Origin of the sequence: Paenibacillus faecis, from assembly GCF_008084145.1 — a bacterium.
In the GTDB taxonomy this organism is placed as follows: Bacteria; Bacillota; Bacilli; order Paenibacillales; family Paenibacillaceae; genus Fontibacillus; species Fontibacillus faecis.
In genome coordinates, this window is record NZ_VSDO01000001.1 from 1,437,874 (window position 1) to 1,461,724 (window position 23,851).

Annotated in this window: 23 protein-coding genes; 13 read left to right on the forward strand and 10 right to left on the reverse strand. The window is 53.2% G+C overall.

All coding sequences use genetic code 11. From position 1 onward, the window contains the following. Nucleotides 1-36: 36 nt before the first annotated feature. Genes FRY98_RS06580 through FRY98_RS06590 form a run of 3 tightly spaced genes read left to right on the forward strand, consistent with a single transcriptional unit; the run spans nt 37 to nt 1,863 of the window. Entirely contained in the window at nt 37-825 is a 789-nt protein-coding gene (locus tag FRY98_RS06580; protein ID WP_148450883.1) for a hypothetical protein, read from the forward strand. Next, the gene (locus tag FRY98_RS06585) at nt 822-1,283 is read left to right on the forward strand and encodes a hypothetical protein (protein ID WP_412067032.1); all 462 of its coding nucleotides are present in this window, start codon (nt 822-824) and stop codon (nt 1,281-1,283) included. The genes FRY98_RS06580 and FRY98_RS06585 overlap by 4 nt, the downstream gene beginning before the upstream one ends. Before the next feature lie 16 nt (nt 1,284-1,299). After that, nucleotides 1,300-1,863, forward strand: coding sequence for a CBO0543 family protein (locus FRY98_RS06590; protein ID WP_148450884.1), 564 nt, complete (start codon nt 1,300-1,302; stop codon nt 1,861-1,863). A gap of 45 nt (nt 1,864-1,908) precedes the next feature. Here FRY98_RS06590 and FRY98_RS06595 read toward each other — a convergent pair whose 3' ends face one another. The 4 genes from FRY98_RS06595 to FRY98_RS06610 all read right to left on the reverse strand — a co-directional run bounded on the left by FRY98_RS06595 (nt 1,909) and on the right by FRY98_RS06610 (nt 6,721). Continuing rightward, entirely contained in the window at nt 1,909-3,018 is a 1,110-nt protein-coding gene (locus tag FRY98_RS06595) for a Ger(x)C family spore germination protein (protein WP_148450885.1), read from the reverse strand. Further along, on the reverse strand, nt 3,015-4,109 hold the full coding sequence (locus tag FRY98_RS06600) for a GerAB/ArcD/ProY family transporter (RefSeq protein ID WP_148450886.1): 1,095 nt from the start codon (nt 4,107-4,109) through the stop codon (nt 3,015-3,017). Before FRY98_RS06600 ends, FRY98_RS06595 begins: the two co-directional genes overlap by 4 nt. Next, nucleotides 4,102-5,451: a spore germination protein gene (locus FRY98_RS06605; RefSeq protein WP_249043339.1), complete on the reverse strand. Its 1,350-nt coding sequence runs from the start codon at nt 5,449-5,451 to the stop codon at nt 4,102-4,104. The genes FRY98_RS06600 and FRY98_RS06605 overlap by 8 nt, the downstream gene beginning before the upstream one ends. 145 nt (nt 5,452-5,596) lie before the next feature. After that, nucleotides 5,597-6,721 (reverse strand): GGDEF domain-containing protein, encoded by a 1,125-nt coding sequence (locus FRY98_RS06610; protein WP_170287040.1) that lies wholly within the window; start codon nt 6,719-6,721, stop codon nt 5,597-5,599. 224 nt (nt 6,722-6,945) lie between these two features. Between FRY98_RS06610 and FRY98_RS06615 the strand changes: the two genes are divergently transcribed. Both FRY98_RS06615 and FRY98_RS06620 read left to right on the forward strand, forming a co-directional pair. Beyond that, entirely contained in the window at nt 6,946-7,707 is a 762-nt protein-coding gene (locus tag FRY98_RS06615) for a threonine/serine exporter family protein (protein ID WP_148450888.1), read from the forward strand. Nucleotides 7,708-7,732: 25 nt separating this feature from the next. Then, nucleotides 7,733-8,164: a threonine/serine exporter family protein gene (locus FRY98_RS06620; protein ID WP_148450889.1), complete on the forward strand. Its 432-nt coding sequence runs from the start codon at nt 7,733-7,735 to the stop codon at nt 8,162-8,164. A 26-nt stretch (nt 8,165-8,190) separates the two neighbouring features. Here the strand turns inward: FRY98_RS06620 and FRY98_RS06625 are convergent, their stop codons facing one another. Then, complete coding sequence (locus FRY98_RS06625; protein WP_148450890.1) at nt 8,191-9,021, reverse strand: GNAT family N-acetyltransferase; 831 nt, start codon at nt 9,019-9,021, stop codon at nt 8,191-8,193. A gap of 116 nt (nt 9,022-9,137) precedes the next feature. On the opposite strand from FRY98_RS06625, the gene FRY98_RS06630 reads away from it, so the two are divergent. Then, on the forward strand, nt 9,138-10,061 hold the full coding sequence (locus FRY98_RS06630; RefSeq protein WP_148451225.1) for an AEC family transporter: 924 nt from the start codon (nt 9,138-9,140) through the stop codon (nt 10,059-10,061). A gap of 51 nt (nt 10,062-10,112) precedes the next feature. On the opposite strand, the gene FRY98_RS28385 is transcribed toward FRY98_RS06630, so the two are convergent. The 4 genes from FRY98_RS28385 to FRY98_RS06645 form a co-directional block, all read right to left on the reverse strand. Further along, entirely contained in the window at nt 10,113-10,289 is a 177-nt protein-coding gene (locus FRY98_RS28385; RefSeq protein ID WP_170287041.1) for a hypothetical protein, read from the reverse strand. A gap of 220 nt (nt 10,290-10,509) precedes the next feature. After that, on the reverse strand, nt 10,510-11,340 hold the full coding sequence (locus tag FRY98_RS06635; RefSeq protein ID WP_148450891.1) for a carbohydrate ABC transporter permease: 831 nt from the start codon (nt 11,338-11,340) through the stop codon (nt 10,510-10,512). Continuing rightward, nucleotides 11,340-12,212, reverse strand: a complete 873-nt coding sequence (locus tag FRY98_RS06640; protein WP_148450892.1) for a carbohydrate ABC transporter permease — start codon at nt 12,210-12,212, stop codon at nt 11,340-11,342. Before FRY98_RS06640 ends, FRY98_RS06635 begins: the two co-directional genes overlap by 1 nt. Nucleotides 12,213-12,281: 69 nt before the next feature. Continuing rightward, the gene (locus FRY98_RS06645; protein ID WP_412067033.1) at nt 12,282-13,595 is read right to left on the reverse strand and encodes an ABC transporter substrate-binding protein; all 1,314 of its coding nucleotides are present in this window, start codon (nt 13,593-13,595) and stop codon (nt 12,282-12,284) included. Nucleotides 13,596-13,804: 209 nt separating this feature from the next. On the opposite strand from FRY98_RS06645, the gene FRY98_RS06650 reads away from it, so the two are divergent. The 5 genes from FRY98_RS06650 to FRY98_RS06670 all read left to right on the forward strand — a co-directional run bounded on the left by FRY98_RS06650 (nt 13,805) and on the right by FRY98_RS06670 (nt 20,521). Then, a complete protein-coding gene (locus tag FRY98_RS06650; RefSeq protein WP_148450894.1) occupies nt 13,805-15,568 on the forward strand; it encodes a sensor histidine kinase in 1,764 nt (587 codons plus the stop codon). 22 nt (nt 15,569-15,590) lie between these two features. After that, nucleotides 15,591-17,120: a response regulator gene (locus tag FRY98_RS06655; RefSeq protein WP_148450895.1), complete on the forward strand. Its 1,530-nt coding sequence runs from the start codon at nt 15,591-15,593 to the stop codon at nt 17,118-17,120. Nucleotides 17,121-18,219: 1,099 nt separating this feature from the next. Then, nucleotides 18,220-18,864, forward strand: coding sequence for a LemA family protein (locus FRY98_RS06660; RefSeq protein WP_148450896.1), 645 nt, complete (start codon nt 18,220-18,222; stop codon nt 18,862-18,864). Continuing rightward, the gene (locus tag FRY98_RS06665) at nt 18,861-19,712 is read left to right on the forward strand and encodes a TPM domain-containing protein (protein WP_148450897.1); all 852 of its coding nucleotides are present in this window, start codon (nt 18,861-18,863) and stop codon (nt 19,710-19,712) included. The genes FRY98_RS06660 and FRY98_RS06665 overlap by 4 nt, the downstream gene beginning before the upstream one ends. A gap of 68 nt (nt 19,713-19,780) precedes the next feature. Then, nucleotides 19,781-20,521: an HAD family hydrolase gene (locus FRY98_RS06670; protein ID WP_148450898.1), complete on the forward strand. Its 741-nt coding sequence runs from the start codon at nt 19,781-19,783 to the stop codon at nt 20,519-20,521. A gap of 37 nt (nt 20,522-20,558) precedes the next feature. Here the strand turns inward: FRY98_RS06670 and FRY98_RS06675 are convergent, their stop codons facing one another. Continuing rightward, nucleotides 20,559-21,257: a zinc ribbon domain-containing protein gene (locus FRY98_RS06675; protein ID WP_148450899.1), complete on the reverse strand. Its 699-nt coding sequence runs from the start codon at nt 21,255-21,257 to the stop codon at nt 20,559-20,561. 158 nt (nt 21,258-21,415) lie between these two features. On the opposite strand from FRY98_RS06675, the gene FRY98_RS06680 reads away from it, so the two are divergent. After that, nucleotides 21,416-22,207: an SDR family oxidoreductase gene (locus FRY98_RS06680; RefSeq protein ID WP_148450900.1), complete on the forward strand. Its 792-nt coding sequence runs from the start codon at nt 21,416-21,418 to the stop codon at nt 22,205-22,207. Nucleotides 22,208-22,340: 133 nt separating this feature from the next. After that, on the forward strand, nt 22,341-23,843 hold the full coding sequence (locus tag FRY98_RS06685; protein ID WP_225040832.1) for a spore germination protein: 1,503 nt from the start codon (nt 22,341-22,343) through the stop codon (nt 23,841-23,843). The last annotated feature ends 8 nt before the right edge of the window (nt 23,844-23,851 follow it).

Genomic DNA, 23,851 nt, shown 5'->3' on the forward strand with positions numbered 1-23,851 from the left:
CCTTAGTAGTATCGGTTGATGAGAGGCGGTCCTCAGATGGATAATTTTCGAACTCCACACCGCAACAGGCGGTATCAGGCTTATGTGAGCCTTTTGGGCACGACGCAAATTCATTTTAGAAATCCCTATATCGTTGCCTGCTGGTCAATGGCCTTTCCGGGCTTCGGGCATCTGCTGCTGAACAAATATCTTCGCGGATACGCTCTGGTGACCTGGGAAATGTATATTAATCAAAAAATTCACTTGAATTTGGCGATGGTCCATTCCTTTAACGGCCAATTTCAGGCGGCCAAAGAAGTTCTTAACCCCGAATTCGTCATGCTGTACATTCCGGTATACCTGTTCGCCATATGGGACAGCTATCGTACGTCGGTAGACCTGAACAAGGTTTATGTACTCGCCGAACGGGAGAATGCTCCTTTTAATACGTTCAGTATAGGAGCGTTGGAGATTAACTATCTTGACAAGCGAAAACCGTGGCTCGCCGCCTTATGGTCGGCGGCCGTTCCGAGTATGGGTCAACTGTATCTGCACCGTATTGTACTGGCCGTTTCGGTATTGATCTTCACGATCCTGATCATTGACGGATCCAATTTTATTTTGTCCCTGCATTACTTGATCCTTGGAGATCTTCGGCGATCGTCCGCCGTGCTGGATGCGCAATGGCTGCTTTACTTGCCATCCATGTATTTGTTCAACATCTACGAGTCCTACACAAACGCTGTTGAGAACAACAAGTTGTTCAACAAGGATTTAAAAAACTTTCTGCTGCGCAACTACCAGCCGAAGGGGCGATTTTTCACCATAAGGAGTAGAGTGGATTGATGCAGTTTTTTGCGACGTTCGAGTATTCCGTATTCACCGAAATTTTGGTGTCCGAGCTTGAAGCGAAGGGGATTACCGATATTTACGCGGTTCCGCTCGATGCACGGAAGCAAACTCCACGACTGATGGATTCCCTCCACCGCAGTGACGGGGTGTCCTTCCTGGACAAACCTTTTGTCTTTGGGTTCCTGTTCTCCACCATTGGAGCGAGCAAAGGATTCGTATGGACCTGGGGACCCGTCGTTTGGGGCTTGATCGGCGCAGCGGCAGGTATAATCTTCGGACTCCTGATCAGTGTGTTGATGTACTTGTTAAAAGAACGCAAGCCTCGAAGCAGGAGAACGGACAAGAGAGGGAGCGAAATCATCCTGATTGTAACCTGTGAGGATAGCCAATCCGAACTGGTGGAGGATCTGCTTTGGGACCATATGGCGCTGGGGCTGGCCAAAACAAAATGAGAAGACGGAATCGGCTTTGATATCCTATAAAGAAATCGAACAGTTAAGAGGACAACTTGCGGAGTTGGAGCAGCAGTTCTGGCTCGATCACGTGTTGTTTTCGATCCAGTGGTGGATTTTGCTTGCAACCCTCCTCATTCCCTGGGTCGTTTGGTGGAGGCTCGTAGACAAGCGAAATTTTAAAGTGATCTTGTTGTACGGGCTGATCATTATAGTCCTGATTAACATCATGGATCATACCGGTCTTCAATTGAGGTTATGGTCCTACAAATACAAACTTTCCCCCTTGGTTCCCATTTTGTCTCCTATTGATCTTTCGCTCCTGCCGGTGCTTTATATGCTGATGTATCAATACTTCAGAAGCTGGAAAGCGTTTTGGATCGCCCAGATCGTGGGTGCGGCCGTCTTCAGTTTTGTGGGTGAACCGATATTTGTGGCGCTAGGCATCTACCGTATGTTGAATTGGGAACATTATTACTCCTACCCGATCTATATCGCATTGGCGGTTCTGATCCGCTGCTTCCTCGTATGGTTGCTGAAGAAGAGCAGTGATCGACTAGAAGATAAACGGGCACAGTAAAAAAGCCTGCACTTCGGCAGGCTTTTTGCTCGTCAACGTCCGGACTTAACGGATCATTCCGGAATATTGAATTTTCACATTTGCCTTGACCTGGAATTCGGCTTCCGGATAAAGCTGCTGCCATTGCTTCAGCTCGGTGTTATTGTTCCAGTTCCTGGAAGTATAACGCAAGCCCCAGCCGAAAGGGTCGACGCCGAGAGACTGGACTTTCTTCAGCAGCTTCATGCTATCTTCTTCCCACCGCTTGTTGGCCGTCTTTGAAGCCTCTTTCATTCGGAGGCCGTCCATCTTGGCGCCTTCTTCGTTGGTTTCTATCATCGCTTTGCCGCTGAGCTTGTACGCAATGACGGCTTTCCCGTTTTTCCCCGTCTTGATGCGGTATTTGGGCCTTGAACTCTCCAGATTGTAGTCGATCTTTTGCCCCTCCGCCTCGATATGAAAGCTTGTACGCAAATTCCGGGTCCGCAGTAAATTCAGCATTCTCGTCTCATCCGGAGACAAGATGCTGACCATCTTCTTCTTGTCAAAAAGCGCGACTTTGTCGATCACCAGCATATCCGGCTTTTTCGCCTCAACGACAGGCATCAGGGGATCCATGCCGCGCTCGTTAACCCGTCGATGCAGGTCGAAGGAATAGATCGTCGTAATGAACGGCGATTCCGTCCCTTCCGTCCCCAAGCTTAAGATAAGGGCGTTTCCGGGGAGGCGTTCGCTCTTGGTCTGCATATTCACAACTTCTTTGGCCGAAGGCTTGCCGACCGCGACGTACATAATCAACTGAATATCCCGGCGTCTGGCGGTCCAATCGGTCATCGAAACGATATTATCCCGCGCAAAAGATTCGCCGAACACCATCACCTTGCAGTGACTGAAATCAGGTTCTTTATCGATCTTGGACTTGATTAAACGGATCGCTTCCGGTACGCTTTTCGCGATTTCCGTAATGATTACGGCTTCTTGGCTTCGCTTGGTCGGGTCCCCCTCCGGGATCGCCATTTTCAGCGTCACTTCATACTGATCCCTTTGGTTCGGATCCTCGGGACGGTCGACGCCAATGGCCAGCACGAACGATCGCTTATCGATATCTTTGAACTGGCATCCCGTCAGCGTCACGAGCAGCACGATCGCGATCAAGCAGCAAATACCCTTTCTCATGTTCGCCTCGCACTCCTTTTATTGGCTATATAAAGGGCGATCAGCAGCACAAATTCATTGGCAAACCGAATATTTAAAAACCATTGTCCCATTTGAGCCAGTCGGACCTGATTCATAAACGACATCAGCAGCAGCGTCACGATGCAAACGGGAATCAGGATCCACCAGTCGCCTTTCTTACTTTCCTTTTTCTCATGCCTGGACCTAAATACCCCTTTAAACAACTCCAGTCCGACATGCCAATGAATCGTCATGCTAAATAGGGAAAGCGACAAGTAAGTGGTATAGAACAGGAACAGCACCCGCTCGATAATAAAAAGCTCCATTCGGATCGAATCCGCCGTGGAGAACCAGCTGTAAACATGATCTTCCACTCCCACCGTCCCGTGATAACCGATGGGGACAAGAAAGGTGACCAGCAGAATGACAAAGGCCGTAACCGGAATGACCCATAATAATCGGGTCTTTAAATTGCGAAAATTCCGGTTAAACACCACCAGATTCATATAGCCCGAGAAGATAAAGGTAGCTCCGGCCACCGCAGAATAATTCGGCTTGGTCCATAAATAGGTAATCGTCTGCAATACGGCATCCCAACTGAATCCCTCGCTGGTTAACGATTTGACCAGAATATAGACGATCAGCGGCGTGATCAGCAGCAGGATCGTCTCCAACGCGTACAGAATCGACTCCGACGAAAGCCGCGCACAGATGGAGGAAAGGAGCAGAAACCCGATCATGACGGCATACGGGGAGATATCCGGGCTGATAAAGCGGAGCGTGATATCCACGAAGGAAAGCATCGTGACGATCGCCGCGCCGAACCAGAATATCGAATAAAGGAGCAAGAGCGGGACGGAGAAAACACGCGGGAGATACCGGTTGAAGATTTCCGGCAGCCCCTTCCCCTGAAAACGGGACATCAACCGCGTAAAAGCAAACAAAATGGCCGTTCCCACGACCGTCCCGATGAGTATGGCCATCAAGGCACCGTGAAACCGCATCAATACAAGAATCCGGGGCACGAAGTTGATGATGTTAATCAACGCGTTCATCAGGAACAAATAGTAAATGTATTTGCCGCTAACCATTTCTTCGCTCACCCTTTGACTTGATTTCCAATAAGGTCATTTTCAGATAGGGCCTGCCGAAGCTGCGCATCCCCGAAAGATACAAGATCAGTCCGACGACCGAGACGACCATCCCGACCAGCCCAAACGTGATCGCAAACAGGACGATAATGTACTTGATCACGCGAACGGTGTATCCCATCATGCTTAACGGGATAATGAAATTCGAGATCGCGACGGCCGAGACGAGAATAATCATGATATTGCTGACCAGACCGGCCTGCGTGGCCGCTTGACCGAGAATCAGCCCTCCCACCGTCGTGGCCGTAGGACCGATCGCCTTGGGCAGGCGCAAGCTCGCCTCCGTCAGAAACTCCATCATCAGAAGCATCAGGAAGACCTCCATAAAAGACGGATAAGGGACCGCGGCCCGGCTTCCCGCTATCAAGAGCGAAATTTGAACTTTCAGAATTTCCGGATTGTAAGAGGCGAAGGTCACATAAAACCCGGGCAGCGTCAGCGTCATAAACAACCCGATGTAACGGATCACCTTCAAAAACCACCCCACCAAAGGCACCTGGATTTTATCGTCCATGGCCGTAAAGAAGTCGGTAAAGATCGTCGGAGCCAAAATCGCAAACCCGGTCGTATTCATCAGTACGGCGACTTTACCTTCGGCGATATTAAACACGACCCGATCGGGGCGTTCGGTAACGACCATGGTCGGGAACACCCGGAATTTCTGCGTGGTGATGTATTTCTCCAGTTCACCGGCCGACTGCAAAATATCCACCTTGACGCCTCCGATCTTCTCCCGCATTTCATCGAGCACCTGCCGATCCACCCGGTCGGCATCATACAGAATCGCCACCGTGGTCTTGGATACATTACCGACGGTAAGCATCTCGATTTTTAAGGCGGAGGACTGATATCTCCGGCGAATAAGATTGATGTTCAACTCGATATTTTCGCTGAGCGCATCCCGCGGTCCCTGAACGATCGCCTCGTTGATCGCTTCGCCGATCCCGCTCGTCTCCGTTTTAACCGCTTCGAACAGATAACATTCGGACTCGATCGTAATCACGACATACCCTTTTAGCACATATTCCATCAACTGTTCCATATCTTTCGGCTGGACGGTACCGGGAAAAGAAGCGATATAATTTTTAAAGGCCTGAACATCCCCCATCTCGTAACTCGGGGTAACTATAAACCGAAAAATGATATCGGAATTCGTCAGAGTGCGCATATACTGCACGTGAAACTCGTCGCCCGGCCCCAGACGCCGCTCTTCAAAATCGACCTGTCCCGACATTTTTTCCGCCAGCCACTCATCCGCCGGTTTTTTCGTTTTTGAACTCAAGCCCGGATTCCTCCTTTTCGGCTGCGATTAGGTTTCAAGGTAAGCCTATTTTGCCAGCATCTGCCGATTTTCATGCAAAAAGGCGAGGGTTTCTTTTCCTTCGGAGGAAATAAAAAAAAGCTTTCGCATCAATGCGTAAGCTTTATCAAGTATCCATGGGCTTTCCGAATCGGTAGGGCGAAGGGAGCGTGGCCCGACATACCCGGTTTCTTCCCGTGGCTTTGGCTTCATATAACGCCCGGTCCGCTCTGTCTACCAACAGATGGCTATCGATGTCGGGGTACGTCGCGCTTCCCGCGGACACGGTGATATGGATTTCCGTCCCTTCGGGTAACCGGAACACGTGGTTCTCCACGTTTCTTCTCAGGCGCTCGGCAATAATCCGGATTTGCTCGGAATCGCAAGCGTCGACGATCACGGCGAACTCCTCGCCGCCTTTACGGGCGATATGATCCCCCGGCCGAAAGGTGCCGCGCAGCACGTCCGCGATCTGGGACAGTACGGCATCGCCGGCCGGGTGCCCATAAGTATCGTTGACCCGTTTGAAATAATCGATATCCAGCATCAATAGGGTAAAAGGGACACTGGAACGGTTGGAGGTTTCTGTTTTTTGCTCCATCATAAATTCGAAGGCTCTCGCGTTAAACAAGCCGGTTAAGAAATCGCGATGGGCCGCTTCCCGCATCATTCGCAGCGATTCATTGGAACGCTTCAAATAAGTCAGCATGGAGAAGGTAAAGAGCCCGCCGGTGAAGAAAATGAGAATAAAGACGAGAATGGCAACCCATTTATCGGCATCCTCTAGAAGGTAGTAAAAAACCGCCGCGGTAACGATGGCCGATAAACCCACGGCCCAATTCCATCTCCGCAGGGATAACCGGTATTCCCTCAGGATGCAAATGGCGATGACATAGGTCAACAACGCATCGAGCGAGCCCAGCATCGAAGAAATAGTAAACCCGTTCAAAAAGAATAAACGATACGTCCCGATAATCAGAGTCGTAATCCCGCCTGCGGCCCATCCCCCTATGGAAACGGAAATAAGGATCGGGAGCTGTCGAAGATCGGTTAAAGTCGAGGAATTAAGAGGAAACGATATGTACATCAAGGAGACGCCGAACAGACCGAGCGCGCTCCCAAGCAGAAATTGTCTTTTGAAGGCTCTGAACCTTCCATTCTCTCCGGAGGAACGCCATTTCGACCAGACAATATAACCGAGAAACAGAAAAGTGGTCAAAGCAGTGAAGTTGTTGATCAAACTTTGAAGCATATGCCATACCCCCACCTTGTTGAACCCGCTGCAGCGTATTTCATACGGACAAAGTAAGCATAACATATAAATCTGGAAAAAACCCGTAAAAAATACAATAAAATTTAACATAATTCGATAATATTCGACAAATTCCCTGTATAATTCGACACGTTTTTTACATGTTCTCATGTTGCCGGTTTCCCATGCTATAATGGCTTCAACAGGGTATAAGGAGGATGAAAATGGAGGAAAGTGCATTGGGGCCCGAGGAGCAGGAACCGATCGAAGTCTGCCTGATGGCCGGCAAAATCATGCTGCAAAGCGGCGCGGAAACCTACCGGGTGGAAGATACGATGACGCGGATTGCCGAAGCCCTGGGATTGAGCGGCTCGCACAGCTACGTCACCCCGACCGGGATCATGTTTCAGTCCGACAATATGCGGTGGGCCAAACTGGTTCGCATTATGGAAAGAACGACAGACCTGCAAAAGGTCGCGGAAGTAAACGACATTTCCCGTAAGCTGGCGAATCGCGATCTTACGGCGGCGGAGGCCCGGAACCGGCTGGCGGCCATCGAATCGTCCGGGCATGCCTATGCCGTTCCCCTGCGGATCGGAGCCGCCGCCATCGCCAGCGGCTGCTTTACCCTGATGTTTCAAGGCGGCTTTTCCGACTTCCTTCCGGGCATCGTTTGCGGCGGTCTCGGATTTTCGGCCTTGATTCTTCTGCATCGGCTGGTGAAAGTCAAATTTTTCGCGGAGTTTACGGCCTCCTTCCTGATCGGCATTTTCGCCTATCTGCTGCTCCGGGCGGGGCTTGGCGCGGACCCGGGCAAGATCATCATCGGCTCGGTCATGCCGCTCGTGCCCGGACTGCTTATTACCAACGCCGTGCGCGATCTGATGGCCGGTCATCTGGTCTCCGGATTGTCCCGGGGCGCCGAAGCCTTCCTGACCGCCTTTGCGATCGGAGCGGGCATCGCGGTGGTCTTTACGATTTTATAATGGAGAAAAGAGGATTCGATGCGTTATGAATCTGGCGCTGCATCTGGTTACAAGTTTTATCGCCTCGGCCGCTTTCGGCATTATATTTAATGCTCCCAAACGCACGCTTCTGCAATGCGGCGCGTCCGGTATGTTGGGCTGGGCGGTCTACGTGCTGTTGAACGAGCGTCTGGATACCGTGTTGGCTACCGTTGCCGCGACCTTTATCGTCGGCGTCGTCAGCCAAATTTTCGCCCGGACGCACAAAAAACCGGTCATATTGTTCAGCGTTTCGGGAATTATCCCGCTGGTGCCCGGCGGGTTGGCCTATGACGCCATGCGGAACTTCGTCGAGAACGACTACAATACGGCGGTTCAATTGGCGGCCCAGGCTTTCTTGATCTCCGGTTCGATCGCCATCGGGCTGGTTCTCTCCGAGGTATTGAACCAAACGTGGCGAAAGCTGTCCGGCCGCTAACCTCCGTCCGGGAATCCGGCCGCCGATTAACGGGTTTTCATCCAGAACGCGTTGATAAATGCCGTGGAGAACCCCGCCTTCAGCATGTTTAGGTGGCTGGTACCGCCGAATTCCACGTCGGCATAAAGCTTGCGGATGCCGAGTTCCCTCGCGGCCCTTAATCGATGGCGGATTAGAGCCGTTTGGCAGCCCCGGCCCCGGAAGGCGGGAAACGTAAAGTCGTTCGCCGCGTACCCTTCCTCTCCCCGTAGAAACAGCGACGCCATGCCGGCCGGTTCCTCCCCGGCCCAGGCGACCCAGTTTTTAAATTCCGGCCGGTAATAATATTCCTTTTTCTTGTCCAGCAACTCGCGAGCCGGCCGCTGCCCCCCGTTGGAGAGAACGATCAAATCCAAGAAAGCTTCCACGTTATCCTCGTTGACCGCTTCAATCCGAAAATCCCGGTTCTCTTCCCCAGGCTCCCGCGCTCCATCCACCGATGCGGATAAGAAAGCAAGCTGCAGCCGGGGAACATAACCTTGGCCGGCCAGCGCGGCAGCCACCTCCGCCGTCTGTTTGTCCGGCGTCAGATCGAAACAGGGGGTGATTCCGCATTCCCCGTAAAATCGCAGGATTTCGGACAGCTTGGATAAGCTGTCCGGGCCGAATCCGATGACCCGGTTATAGTATTCGGATCGCGGGGATTCCCGGTCCACCAGCAGCATTGTGCCGTCCATGTTCCGCACCTCTACCTGTTTATCCGCGGAAAACAGCGTGCGGCGGGCGTTAAACAAGGTCAGTTCCATTTCCAGGGCAACGATTCGTTCCAGTTCAGCCAAAACGGCGTTATTGCGATTCCGGAGCGGTTCCAATTCCATACTTTCTTCTCCTCCTTTACATCACTTCACTTTATCCCGGACCGGATCATGTTATAATAACAGGCGGCAATCGAATTATGACCTACACTAATTACAGAAAGAAGATGAACCGCACGATGATCGCCGCGATTTTATTGGACGTCGTTCTGCCCATTTTCGTGCTGATCGGGCTGGGTGCCCTGATGCAGCGGGCATTCCGGCTTGATCTGTACACCTTGGCCAAAATCAACTTCTATTATATCACCCCCGCCGTCGTGTTTCTCAGTATGTATCAATCGGAGATGTCTCCCGAGCTGCTCGGGAATGTCACTTTATTTTACGTACTGTACGTGCTCCTGCTTTATGCCGTAAGCAGCCTGGTCAGCCGTAGGCTGAAATTCAGCCGCGGGTTGAAGGCCGCCTTTACAAACAGTCTGATCCTCGATAACTCCGGCAACTACGGTCTGCCGATCAATCAATTGGCCTTTAAGGGGGACGCCTTGGCCACCTCGCTCCAAGCGTTGATCATGACTTTTCAAAGCCTGGTGACCTTTACCTACGGTGTGATGTCGGTCCAACGGGCGAAGTCCGGCGGAACCTTAAAGGCCGCATTGATCGGATTTCTCAAAATGCCGGTACCCTACGCTCTCGTACTGGGACTGGCTTTTCACGTCCTGCATCTTCCGCTGCCGGAATTTATCGGCAAGCCGCTGGCCTATGTGTCGGACTCCATGGTCAGCGTCGCCCTGCTGACGCTGGGAGCGCAGATCGTTAAATATCCGCTGCGGCTGGACCGGTTCGAGGTTTATCTCAGCGTGGCCTTGCGCCTCCTGATCGGCCCCGCTATCGGGTTCCTGCTGATATGGCTGCTCGGGCTTAAAGGCATTCCCGCCCAGGCTTTGCTGATCGCTTCCGGCATGCCGACCGGTGTCAACAGCACGATTCTGGCCGAAGAATACAACAATGAGCCCGATTTCGCCTCCCAAACCGTATTGATCTCGACATTGCTGAATATTATCACCATTACCGCATTGATTTCCTTATCCCGGTATGTCGCCTAAAAGAACAAGGGCCGGTATCGCGCACTCGCACGATGACCGGCCCATCCGTTTTTACACTTCGGCTTTCGCATTCATTTCATAAGCGGTTTGATGCAGTTCTCTAATCATTCTCCGCAGAAATTGACCCTCTTGTTTTCCTAATCCATATTGGTTTTCCTTGGCGATCATCGCGCCAATCCGTTTCTTCAGCATCTCGCTCCGGCGTACCAACATTTCATCATAAGCCAAGTCAAGTCATCTCCTATCCGCTCGCAACGGTTTTTTTGAACACAACTAATAGTATAGAGATTACCGCCGCGAAGGGAAAACCGGCTCAGCCCCGCTAAAATCCGATTAGAAAGAATGCCTTTGTATTCATGTACGCTCCCCGGACCTATTCGTATATATCCTCCAGGATCCTGCCGGATGGTCGCCTTTCCTCATCTCGGAGACGGGCGTACGTTCTCGATCAGCCCTTTACGGCCCCGGCGGTAAGTCCGCTGACGATATACTTTTGACCGAACAAATATAAGATAAAGACCGGGAGAGAGGTCAGGACCAGATTGGCGAAAATCAGGTTCCAATCCCGGCTGTATTTTCCGTAAAAGTTATAGATGGATAACGGCATCGTCCAGGTGGAGCTGTCGGTCAGGAAGTACATGGGAATCGTAATGTCGTTCCACACCGACATAAACACCATGATAGCGACCGTAGCGTTCACGGGCAGAATCAACGGAGTCACGATGCGGAAGAAAACGCCGAACACGCTCGCTCCCTCCAGAAAGGCCACCTCGTCCAGCGCCTTGGGGATCGTTTTGATAAAACCGCTGTACAGAAAAACACTGAAGGCGGTATTCAGGGAGGCGTAGATCAGAATAACGCTCGTCATGCTGCCGTAGAAGCCCAGCCATTGGACGATCCGAATGGTCGTAATGGTCGACATCGGCGCGATCAGCCCCATGAAAAAATACATATAAAGCGAATTGGCGAATTTGCTGTCCCGGCGCACCAGAATGAAAGAGGCGGCCGAAGAAGCGACGATGTTGATGACGGAGGAGATTCCCGTAATCCATAAGCTGTTCAGAAAAGCCCGGGAGAGTCCGCCTTCTTCAAAAACGCGCGCATAGTTGGAAAACATCCACTTGTCCGGCAGCTTTAAAGAGAAGTCGAGCACCTCAGCGCTCGTCTTGAAGGAGCCGAAGATCATGATCAGCACCGGGATGATGACCAGCAGCGAAGCCAGAATCAGAATCCCTTCAACCAAGTAGTTGCGCAAGGCCAGTTTGCGTCCAAATCCCATTATTCGGTCACCTCCTTACGCCGCATGAAAATCAACAGCGGGATGGCGATGATCGTAACGGCCACGAACAGCAGGGTGTTAATCGCCGTACCGAGCCCCCAGCTTCCTTCCCCGAAGGAGCGCAGGATGATCGTTCCGACGACCTGGGAGGCGTTGCCCGGGCCCCCGCCCGTTAAGACAAAGACTTCCGAAAAGACCTTGAGTCCCCCGATAAGGGTCAGCATCAGGTTAATATTGATCGCCGGCAGCAGAAGCGGCAGTGTGATGTTCGTGAATTTTTTCCAGGACCCCGCCCCGTCGATCGTCGCCGCTTCGTAGTATTCCTGGGAAATCGATTGAAGGCCTGCCAGGTAAATCGCCATTTGAAACCCGGCGTGCTGCCAGATCGAAATGATCGCGATCGTCCAGATGACGAGGGATGGATTGGTGAGCCAGGCCTGGCTTAAAGAGTCCAGCCCCATCGCTTCAAACATCCGATTGATCGTGCCCTCGGTACGCAGCATCGGCGTAAACACGATGCCGATCACCAGAATGCTTAAGATCGACGGCGAATAAAAGATCGCCCGAAGCAGGTTTCTCGTTTTCAATTTCATGTTCAGGGCAACGGCCAGCGCGATGCCGATCAAATTTTTGCCGACCACCGTCACGACGGCGAAGATCAGCGTATTTTTAAGCGCCAGCGTGAGCGTCTTGTCGCTGAAAATCTTGGTGAAATTGTCCCATCCGATAAAATTGAGTGTCAGGCGGTCCAGGCGCCAGTCGGTAAAAGAGTAATAAAAGCCCGCAAACGCGGGGATGACGAAAAAGATCGAGTAAATCAGCAGAGCCGGCAAAACCAGATAATACGAGTACTGGTTCTTTAATGTTTTCATGTCTCACACCCCATTATAGCCTGGGGCGGCATAAAATCCGGGGACTTTATGCCGCCTGTATTCTGCCGCTCAGAAACCGGCGATTTCTTTATCTTTCATCAATTGGCTAAACTTCTCGTCCCAGGCCTTCAGCACGTCTTCGGGCGTCAGTCCGCCGGCGAACTGATCCTGAAGCAGGCGGTACAGTTCGCTGCGGTCCACCAGCATGTAAGCGTCCGTCGTCAACACCGTATTCTTCGGCGTAATGTATTTGTCTACGATCTCCTGCTTGTATTCCGGCAGCTCCGGTGTGGTGACATCGCTGAAATTCGATACATAGCCTTTGGCATCCACGATTTTTTGCGCTACTTCCTTGGTGGCGAGGAAGTTGAGGAACTCTTTGGCCTCTTTCAGATGCTTGGCTTTCTTCGGAATAAACAGCTGGCCGCCGAGCGGGCTCGCTCCCAGTTTCGCGCCTTCCACCGACGGAATAGGGAACACGCCGAGCTTCATGTTCGGATCCTGCTGGGCCACTCCTTCAATGAGCCAGTCGCCCATGAACATCATGGCCACTTCCTTGTTCAGGAATTTACCGACCGCCATATCATAGCTGTCGCTAAGGACGTCGGCGTTGGTATAACCCTTTTTGTACACATCGTACTGCTGCTGCAGGAATGTTTTGAATTCCGGAATATCCGACCACTTTCTTTTATTGCTGTTCAGTTCGTCGAAGAAGGTCGGGTCGCTCTTGGCCACAAAATCGGCAAATGCGGCGGCCGGCCAAACGTTGGCGGCCCAGGCGTCTTTATATGGCATAAATACAGGCGTGACCCCGCTGGCTTTGATTTTTTCGCACACTTGCAGAAACTCTTCAAAGTTATTCGGAATGGACAGGCCGAGGTCTTCGAAAATTTGCTTATTGTACACGACACCCTGCATCCCGGTGTCCTGGCTGACATGGAAGCTGTAGATGTGACCATACGCCGAAAGCACGTCCTTGTTCACGATTCTGCTTGCCCACGGCTCATTGTCGAGAATTTCGAAGTTACGCTCCAGGTTAAGGTCCGTGGTGGCGCTGGCCAGATTGTATTGGATAATGTCCGGCGTTTCCTCGACCGCCAATTTGGTTTGGAGCACCGTCGTTGTCTGCTCGGCAGGGATCAACTGCAGGTTGACCTTGATGTTGCTCTTTTGTTCGAATTCATCAAGCAGGTCTTGCTGAATGAACGCGGAGTCCTGCGAGCTTTTGGAGATAGCCAGTTCGATCGTCACCTTTTCTCCGGCGCCTCCCCCGTTGCTTCCGCCGCCTTCCGCCGTGTTCCCCGCCTTGGAGCCTCCCGATCCGCAAGCCGCCAATGAGACCGACAACAGTCCCACCAGCACGACCGTGCTCATTTTTTTCATCTGTTTGTTCAAGGTGAATCCCCCCGTCCGTAAATTTGAATCCGCTTACACGTTTGATTATAAATTTTGTCGAATCCCAGGTACATGTCTGGGAATGACAGTTGTTGTGTAAAATTCTGAACTTGAAACCGTTGTCATTTTGTCCGGAAGGATGTAAAGTTAGTAATCAAAAAACGAATCCAGCTTGCCGAAGGAGGAACATCGCAGCCGTGACTCAACCAACCGGATCGGGAAAATATCAAATCAGCCTGCAAGCCAAAGTGTTTTTGATCTTTGTGATCCTTTTGCTTATCGTCCTGGGCGCCTTTACCGTCTTCGTCAATTGGGTTGTGGTCAAGCCGCTCAAGGATAGAACCGTCCACGAAAAGCTGGAGGCCGCGGCCAAAGTCAGCGATCAGATCGACTTCTATATCGAGAGCCAGAACCAGTTATCCCAGCGCATTCTATCCAGCAAGGACACGTTCTCCATCCTGGAACAAGGGTACCGGTCGGATTTGATTTACGACAGGTTCCATCAAAGACGAAGGCTGAAAGACATTATGTTTCAAGCGATCGGACCGAGTATGAACATCAAGGATATGGCGATTTACGACAGGGACGGCAGCCTCTTCGTTTCCTATCTCGACGCCGGAAACTATCCTCCTTCTTTGCGGTCATTTCTGGACAAAAGCCGTTCTTCCGGCCGGTGGACAGGCAACGGCTTTATTTTAGCGCGCCAGGGGAATGCGATTTCGTTCATCCGGTCCATCAACAATCAAAACGGCAAAATCTTCGGGTATCTTTCCGTTCAATTGGATCAGGCTTATTTCCGATCCCTCACGGAAGGGGTTGCGACAGGAGAAATCTATGTCCTTGACGAACAGGGCGATTCCATCTCGGGGTCTATTCCGGCGGCCGATAAATCCGTATTCCACAAGCCGTCAGCCGGAAACGGCGTATACGCCGACAAGCATCAAAACTACGTCGCTTATTCCCGTTCCGACAGCACCGGATGGACCACTTATCTGGTTACCCCAAAACAGTCCGTGCTCGGTCCCGTCGACTCGGTGAAATATATTTCCATTCTGCTGATCACTTCATTGATGCTGTTTTCCTTTGTCTATATCTACTTGTCCACAAGAAATATACTTTTGCCGATCCGTAAGCTTCGCAGTCAAATCTGGCGGATCAATTACAGCAACATGAACGTGAAGATGGACAACCGTCCGCAAAATAATGAGCTGGTTCTGCTGAACGAGGCGTTCCAGGATATGATGGAACGGCTGCAACAGTCGATCGAACGGGAGAAAGTGGCGCTCCATGAGGAGGTTAAAGCGCGAAACTCGGCGCTGCAGGCGCAGATCGCCCCGCACTTTATTCACAATGTGCTCTATTTGATCAGCATCGCGGCCCAGGAGGGAAAGAACGGCGTCGTATCCGAGATGTGCAAACATCTCTCCGACTGCTTGCGTTACATCGTTTCATCGCCTTATGCCCACGTCACCTTGGCCGACGAACTGGAACACACGAAGCACTACCTCTCACTCGTTCAGCAAAATTACGAGGAAGACCTGGAGTGGGAGATCGAAACCGACGAATTTTCCCGGCAAATCCAGCTTCCGCGGCTGGTTATCCAACCTTTTGTGGAAAACTGCGTCGAGCACGCGTTTGCCAATACGGATCCGCCTTGGCGGATTAAAATTACGGTGAAGCAGTTCAACGGGCTGTGGGCCGTAGAAATCAAGGATAACGGAAGCGGATTTCCCCCGGATAAAATCCGGGAGATTCTGCACAACCTGCGAACCTCCGACGCGGACGAACCGGAGAGCCGCAACCAAACGGCCGCCATCGGAAATATGGGGATCGTGAACAGTGTAAACCGGTTGAAGCTGATGTATAAGAACCGCCTGTTCTTTAACATCTTCAACCATTCCGGCGGAGAGCAAGGGGCGACGGTCCAAATCATCGGTTCGCTGGCGAAAGACTTTTATTAAACACCCAAGGAGGACGAATCGTATGTATGATGCGCTGATCGTGGAAGACAGCAAACCGATTCTGCGGAACATCCAGAACCTGCTCGGCTCCCTGGAGCTGCCCGTCAGGGTCGCCGCCACCGCGGCGAACGGGGAAGAAGCGCTGGAATACCTAAGGCTGCAGCCGATACAGATTCTGCTGACCGATATCCGGATGCCGAAAATGGACGGGTTGACGCTGATTGAAGAAGCCAAGCGCATCAACCCGCTTCTGAAAGTGGTCCTGATCAGCGGATACAGCGATTTCGAATATACCCGAAAAGCGCTAAACCTGCAGGTATTCGACTATTTGCTCAAACCGGTCGAACGCCGGCAGCTGAAAGAAGTAATCGAACGCGTGCTTGAACAGCTCGGCACCCAAAACGATCGAGATGTCCAAATGTTAAAAGAAATCGCCGGCCCCGGCGATCAAGCGGAAGCTCAACTGGTAGAACCGCTACGCCATTACGGCAGGCTCGTGCTGGTCATAAGCAGGCAGCCTTTTACCGCCTGGACGGAAAAGTGGCGGCGGGACGAGCTTCAGGCCCGTTTACAAGACCTGTTCCAGCCGTATGCCTGCCAGGTTTTTCCCACCCGCGGACCGGAGCAGTTTTTAGCCTTGGTGCAGGCAACGGCCCAGGAAAGGTATTCTTCGCTCTATGAGTTACTTGAATCCGCACGCCGTCAATTGGTTGACCGGGGGATCTCGTCTTCGATTGGAGGGCAGCGGGAGCCGACCGAGCCGGGACGGCTGGCCGAGTTATATTACCGGATCGCGGACCTCCTGAAAGAACAGCAGCGCACCGGGCGAGGCGTCGCGATCGACACCGGAGCCCCCCTGTCCCGGTTGCGGGCAGGAGACGAACGGCTGCCCCCCGCGCTCTCGGTCGGATTTACGGAGCTGATCCGCGGCCGCCGGAAGGAGCAGTTCCGACTCAGGCTCGTCGAGCAGCTTGCCAAGTGGGAACGCGACGGCGTTCATCTGGTGGAACTGGAGCGATTTGTCGGGCTCCTCGTCGACACGTTCTCCCTCTTGTCGGCGGAACAGGATCCCGAGGCCCGGCTGGATCTCGAGGCGGCCGCGAAGCAGCTGTTTGAAGCGGAAAGTTATCGCGGATTTGCGGAAGGGCTGATCGAATGGAGCGGACGCTGCTTTGACAAGCTGTTGGCCCATCACCGAAAAAGCGGACAGGATTTGTTTCGGCAGGTGGACGAATTCGTGCGGATGAATATGTATTCCCAGCTCTCGATCAACGACGTGGCGTTAAAATTTCACGTCAGTCCCTCGTATATCAGCCGGATCATTAAGAGATTCACGCGGAGCACTTTCGTGCAATACTATACCGGGCTGAAAATCAAAGAAGCCTGCCATCTCATGGAAAACAGGCCGGATATGAAGGTCAAAGAGCTGTCGGACGCGCTGTCCTTCAGCGACCAGCATTATTTTTCCAAAGTGTTTAAGGAATATACGGGGTGCAGTCCTACGGAGTACAAAGAAAAACGGCTTGGGGGGCAGCCCGCCTCCCGGGACTAGTACCCTTCAGCCGTTGTAGGAGGCGAAAAATCGTATTTAACCCACGGAGATCAAGGGGACTACGCATTTTCTGCCCCCTCCAACTCCAAATAGATGCAAATCTGCAGGTATTTTAGGCCGGTCCCTGAGGGGATTTGAAAAAAGATGCAAATCTGCAGGCATTTCCGGCGATTTTAGGGAAACGAGCCGATTCCGTCGCAAATTCCTGCAGATTTGCAGGAATTTTGAAATCTTTGCTCCAAACAGAAAAAAAACATGCACATATGCAGGAATTCTGTTATCAAGGTTATTTGATGGGGTACTGGTCCCCTTCAGCCGGTGATGGAGGAAAAGTCTCGGGCGTAGCGATATGCATTTATGCATCTGACACCCCGCAAATTCCCTGCCCGCCCGCGGCCATAGCGGCCTTTTGGGCCGTTATATTGGCCTGATTCGGCTCCTTGAAGAGAATAGCGGCCAACAAAGGCCCTGGCATTGCATTAATCCTGCCCTGGTGTCACCAATCCGCAATCTCCCTTGCCGCCCATTATAATAGCGGCCTTTTGGGCCGTTATTCCGGCCCGTTTCAGCTTTTTGGGGAAAATAGCGGTCAATAAGGGCCTTATTTCTCGGATTCGAGTCCAAAAATCAGCTTTGGGCCCGCTTTTTCCCAAAATAAGACCTTAAAAAGCCGCTATTTCACACTGCCAAGCCAAATTCGACAAAATTGCGGCGCAAAAGGCCCTTATCCACCCGTCCGGCTTCAAAGGGAGGCTGCTTCCAACCGTTCCCCCCCTCGGGTTAATGCAACGCTAGTGCAGCAAAGACCCTATTTTCTTGTTGCGGGCCAAATTCAAGTTTCGGCCCGCTTTTTCCTGAAATAAGACCTCAAAAAGCCGCTATTTCACACCGCCGCCAAATTCGACAAAATCATGCCGCAAGAGGCCTTTACTTGCCTCCCGGGGTCTGTCGAGGGGCCCCTCTTTCAAAGGGCAGCGGGCTCCGCCTAAAGAAACAGCAAATACCATGGGTTTAGTTTCCTTGCATAGGGTGCAGGGTAAAAAGTTAAGTAATAACAGCAGAGGAATATACCATGCTGCACCCATCAAGGAGGTCACCCATGAATTTTCTTAAAGGTAAAGGCTGCTTGATCCCGTTGATCGCCGTCGTCGCGATCGTTGTGATCCTAATCGCTTTATTCGCCGGCAATTATAATAAATTCGTCGCGGCCGACGAGAATGTGAACCGGGAATGGAGCAAGATCGACGTCCAGTTGCAGCGGAGATACGATCTTATCCCCAACCTGGTCAATACGGTCAAAGGCTATGCCGCCCATGAAAAGGAAGTCATCCAGGCGGTCGCCGACGCCCGGGCCGCTCTTGGAGGCGCCCGAACGCCGGATGAACTGGCCCAGGCGAACCAGCAGCTGTCTGGGGCGCTGAGCCGCCTGCTGGTCGTGGTCGAAAACTACCCGACCCTAAAGGCGGATGCGCAGTTCCAACAGCTCATGGATGAGCTGGCCGGAACGGAAAACCGCATCGCGGTGGCCCGGAACGACTACAACGCCGCGGTCGCCAGCTACAACAATATGCGAAGAAGGTTTCCGGGCAACCTTCTGGCCGGACTGATGGGCTTTGACATGCGGGAATATTTTGAAACGACGCCGGAATCCCGGACCACTCCGGAGGTCGATTTCGGAACGGATACCCCTACCTCCTCCCTGCCCTTCCGTAAATACGCGGCGATCCCGGGTGAGGGAGCATGAGACGCTCCACGGGGCGGCCCCGGATTAAACCGCGGTTTGCGCTGAACATTCTGGCCTGTATCGTTACGCTCTGCGCAAGTTTGCTTTGGGGACCGGGCGCTCCGGCGTCCGCCGCAGGCCCGGACATTCCCGAACCGCGCGGGGACATTTACATCCAGGATTTCGAGGGCCTGCTTGCCGAGCAGCAGGTGCGGGAATTGAACGCGCTGGGCCGGGCGCTGGAGGACCGGACCGGGGCGCAAATCGCCGTGCTGACGGTTCCCAGCCTGAACGGATACACCGTGGAGGAATACGCGCTTCAGGCCTTCCGCAAATATGGGCTCGGCAGCAAGGAACAGAATAACGGGGTTCTGCTGCTTCTGTCCATGGGCGGCGGAGAGCCGGGAAACCGCCCGCTCCGCATCGAAGTCGGTTACGGACTGGAAGGCGCCCTTCCCGACGGTAAGGTCGGGCGGATTCTCGATCAGGTAACGATCCCCTATTTGAGAGAGAACCAACCCGGAACCGCCATTATCGAAACCTATAAAACGCTGTACAACGAAGTAGCCCGGGAGTATGGCGTGGAGGACGAACTGGCGCCGCAGGAGGTTGCCGTCCCGCAATCCTCGGCCGGGGAGAACGGCGGCGGACGCTTCTCCGCCGGATGGCTGCTGCTGATCGTCGCTTTTCTCGCGGTGGATTTTATCTTCTTCCGCGGAATGATGACGATGCTGCTGCTTTCGATGCTGGGCCGCGGCGGCGGACGAGGCGGCGGCGGTTACGGTGGAGGCGGCGGCTTCGGAGGCGGGGGCTTCCGGGGCGGCGGCGGAGGCACTTCGGGCGGTGGCGGAGCCAGCCGGAGATTTTAGAGTCCCTCCTCTTCCGGTATAATATCTTTGGGTAAGAAACCGACGAAGGGGAGAGAAAACAAAAATCCATGACACAAAGCGAAAACACAAACCGTCCGCAGTCCAGAGCCGTCTTCTTCGATGTTGACGATACGCTGTACGATCATTTGATTCCTTTTCGCCAGGCCCTCGAGGAGGTCCTGGCTACCTCCGCTGAATTTCCCTATCCCGAGGCCTACCATCGCATGCGCTTTTATAGCGATAAGCTGTCGGCGGAAGCCGGAGGCACCCCGACGCATGGGCGTGCCCTCGAGGAAATGCGCACGCAGCGGTTTGTCCTCGCGCTGCGCGAGTTTGGCCTGGAACTGTCCGACACCCAGGCGGCCCAAGTGCAAGCGGCCTACTTGCGCAGGCAGTTCGACATCACGCTGTTTGAAGGCGCCCGCGGCTTAATCGCCGGCTTGATGGAGCAAGGCCTCACGGTGGGGATTATCACCAACGGACCGCCGGAGCATCAAATGAAAAAGATCACGGCCCTGGGACTCCGTGATCTCATCCCGCCGGAGCGGGTCTTTATTTCAGGCGCCGTCGGCATCACCAAACCGGACCGCCGGCTGTTCGACCATGTGGCGGACAAGCTGGGCCTGTCCCCTGCAAACTGCACTTACATCGGCGACTCCTGGCGAAACGATATCGTCGGGGCGCTGGATGCCGGATGGAAGGTCCTTTGGTTTAACCATCGCGGCGCCGAACCGGAATCCGCCCATCCTATGCCGTCTCAGGTCACGAATTACGCGGAAATCGAACGGGAACTGCTCCGATCCCTTTGATCTCCCTTTGATCCATACTGCCGTTCTTTTGAACCGGTTAAAAAAACAAGGACCAGCCTTCGCTGAGCAAACGGCCGAGCGGGCCGAACAGCATTTTTCCTAACAAGCCCAAGGTTAAGAGCAGAGCCAAGTATACGAGCAAAGTTCCCTGAAGTTGATCCGGAAACCCGGGAGTCGGCCCCTCGGCGGAGTAACCCGTCAGAATGACAAACGCGGGGACGGCAAACCAAGCCCCGAGCAGTCCGATCAAAAGCAGCAGAGACTGCAGCGCATGAAATCCCAGCAGTGCCATGAGCAAGGCGAGCAGAAGCAACGCCGTAAACGGCACAAGATACACCCCGAAGCGAGCCGCGATCTCACGGTAGGTTGCGGCTCCTTTTCCGTATCTGACCACAGCGAAACAGTATGCCGTTATAAGCAGGTTCACGATGGCAAAAGCCAACGTCGGCCGAAGCACCATACCGGCAAAGGGATGATCCACAAACCCCACCAGCCGCTGAAACCCGGTATAAACAATGAACGGGATCAGCAATGAAAAAAGGAAGATCGTAATCAATCCGGCTGTGAACTGTCGCCGACCCGCTCTTCGGGCAAAAGCGACGGGTTGCCTCAAGGCGGCGGCTGCGTATTGGAAATACGCCAGTCCCGCGGCCCCTCGCGTTAATGGCGTTCCGCAATTTTCACAATACCTCGCCTTCTCGGCAAGCTGACGATGTTGGCATTTCGGGCAGAACATTTCGGCACCTACCTTCCTCTTTTTATATCAATTATGTTGGATGAAGCCGGCGGTGATCAAGTCGAAACGTCCGCCTTTTCTCTGATTTGCGCCCGGTGAGCCAGGGTATTTATCTACTGAATCCCCCAAAAACGTGAAGTTCAGAGAGGAGACTCGCCATGAACCAACCCCGTTTGAAGGATTGTACCGCTGTCGTCACCGGAGGGGGCTCCGGGATCGGCAGAGCTTCCGCGATTCGTCTGGCGCAGCATGGCGCCAAGGTGTATATGCTGGACCGGACTCCGGAGGAAGCGAATGAAACCAAGCGGCTCATCGAGGAGGCCGGCGGACAGGCCGCGGTCATCGAGTGCGACATTTCCCGCCCCGAGATGATCGAGGAAGGTTTCCGCCGGATTGCGGACGAGGCGGGCAGCGTGCAGGTCGTGTTTGCGAACGCCGGCATTAACGGAACGATGGCCCCGATCGAAACGATGGATATCGGCGAATGGGACCAGACGATCAACATCAACCTTCGCGGCACGTTTGCGACGGTGAAGCACGCCATCCCCCATATGAAGGAAAAAGGGGGCAGCATCATTATCACCAGCTCCATCAACGGAAACCGGGTGTTCTCCAACATCGGTTTCTCCGCCTACGCTTCCACGAAAGCGGCCCAAGTGGCTTTTATGAAAATGGCCTCCCTGGAGCTGGCCAGATACGGAATACGCGTCAATGCGATTTGTCCGGGCGCAATCGAAACGAATATCGGGGATAATACCTACCCGACCGAAGATATTCAGGAAGTGAAAATTCCGATTGAGTTTCCCGAAACCAAGCACCCGCTGGAACGCGGACCCGGTAAGCCCGAACAGGTGGCCAACCTCGTCCTGTTTCTGGCTTCCGATGAATCCTTTCATATCACCGGCACCGAGGTTTATATCGATGGTGCCGAGTCATTGCTCCGCGGCTGATCTTCAGTCGGCAGCGACCGGCCTGCTCCGTTCCCTGAGTGAACGGGGCGGGCTTTTTTGCGCTTAGGTGACCCGAATATTTTTCCAAGAGTGGCACAAACTACGTCAAAAGCGTTATGGGAGGTATGCCGCTGTGTCCATATTCCGGAAAGTCGCCAAGCTGTTCGGTTCGGGGAAAGGTTCCGGATCGAAATCGCCGGAAGTTCACCCCTATGGAACCCCCCAGGCTCCCGGACCCTTGACCCTGGAGGCTTTTCTTCAGGAGTTCAAAGACTGCGGAGACTTGATTACGTGGCACATGCCGGCCACATCGGCTCATCTCGTCTACTTCGATCATTTGGTCGACATCCCCACCTATGAGCAGGAAATCCTGCTGCCTTTGCAGCATGCCGGGCAAGAAGGGCTTCAAGAACTGCTTCGCCAATCGCGCTTCGTCCAAACGACGGATACAGTGAAGGCGGTTAAGGGCGTTCTGGACGGTAAGGTCGCCCTTTTTCTGCCTGAAGGCGTTTATCTCGTCAATGTGTATAACCCTGAAAAACGCAGCATTCAGCAGTCAGAATCCGAGTCCGCCATTACCGGCCCACACGATGCTTTTATCGAAATGATAGAAACGAACCTGTCGCTCATCCGTCGAAAGCTAAAAAGCAACCGCTTGAAGGTCATCCAGTTAAACGTGGGAGAACTGACGAAAACAAAGGTGGCGGTACTGTACGTTGACGGCATCGCCAAAAAGGAATTCGTGGACAACATGGTGGAGCGCATTAAAGCCATCGAATTCAACAGCTTGTACGACGGCACCATGCTCATGCAGATGATCGATGACTTTCCGAACTCGCTGTTTCCGCAATTCCAGACCTCCGAGCGTCCGGATGTCACCATTTCCAAGCTCGCCGAAGGGAAGATCGTCGTACTCGCGGATCAAAGCCCGTCCGCTATCGTCGCACCGTCATCCTTTTTCGAGTTTTTCACGACCCCGGACGATTATTATAACCGCTGGGCCGTCGGGACCGCCCTCCGGCTGCTGCGATACATCGCGTTTATCATTACGATTTCTTTGACTTCTTTGTATGTCGCCGTCACGACTTACCATTATGAAATGATTCCCGAGAATCTGCTGGCCTCGCTGACCGAATCGAGAAGCCGCGTCCCTTTCCCTCCGATCATCGAAGCATTGATCATGGAAACGACGATCGAAATGCTTCGGGAAGCCGGGGCGCGCCTGCCCACCAAAATCGGGCAGACCATCGGGATCGTCGGCGGGATCGTAATCGGCACGGCCGCTGTCGAGGCGGGGTTTACGAGCAATATCCTCATTATCTCGGTAGCGATGTCCGCGATCGCTTCTTTCGTAGTCCCCAGCTATATCATGAGCGGCTCGATCCGGCTGGTACGGTTCGGACTCATCATTCTTGCCGGTATGCAAGGTAACTTCGGGTTCATGGTCGGGGTCGCGCTGATTATCATTCATCTCTCCAAGTTGACCAGCCTGGGGGCCCCATACACCATTCCGGCCGCTCCGGTTAAACCGGTCGACTGGAAGGACATATTTATCCGCGCGCCGTTCTGGTCTTTTCACGAGCGTCCGAGCCAGGCAAAATCGCCGAACAAGACGCCAAATAAGATGAAGAAATAGGTGATCGC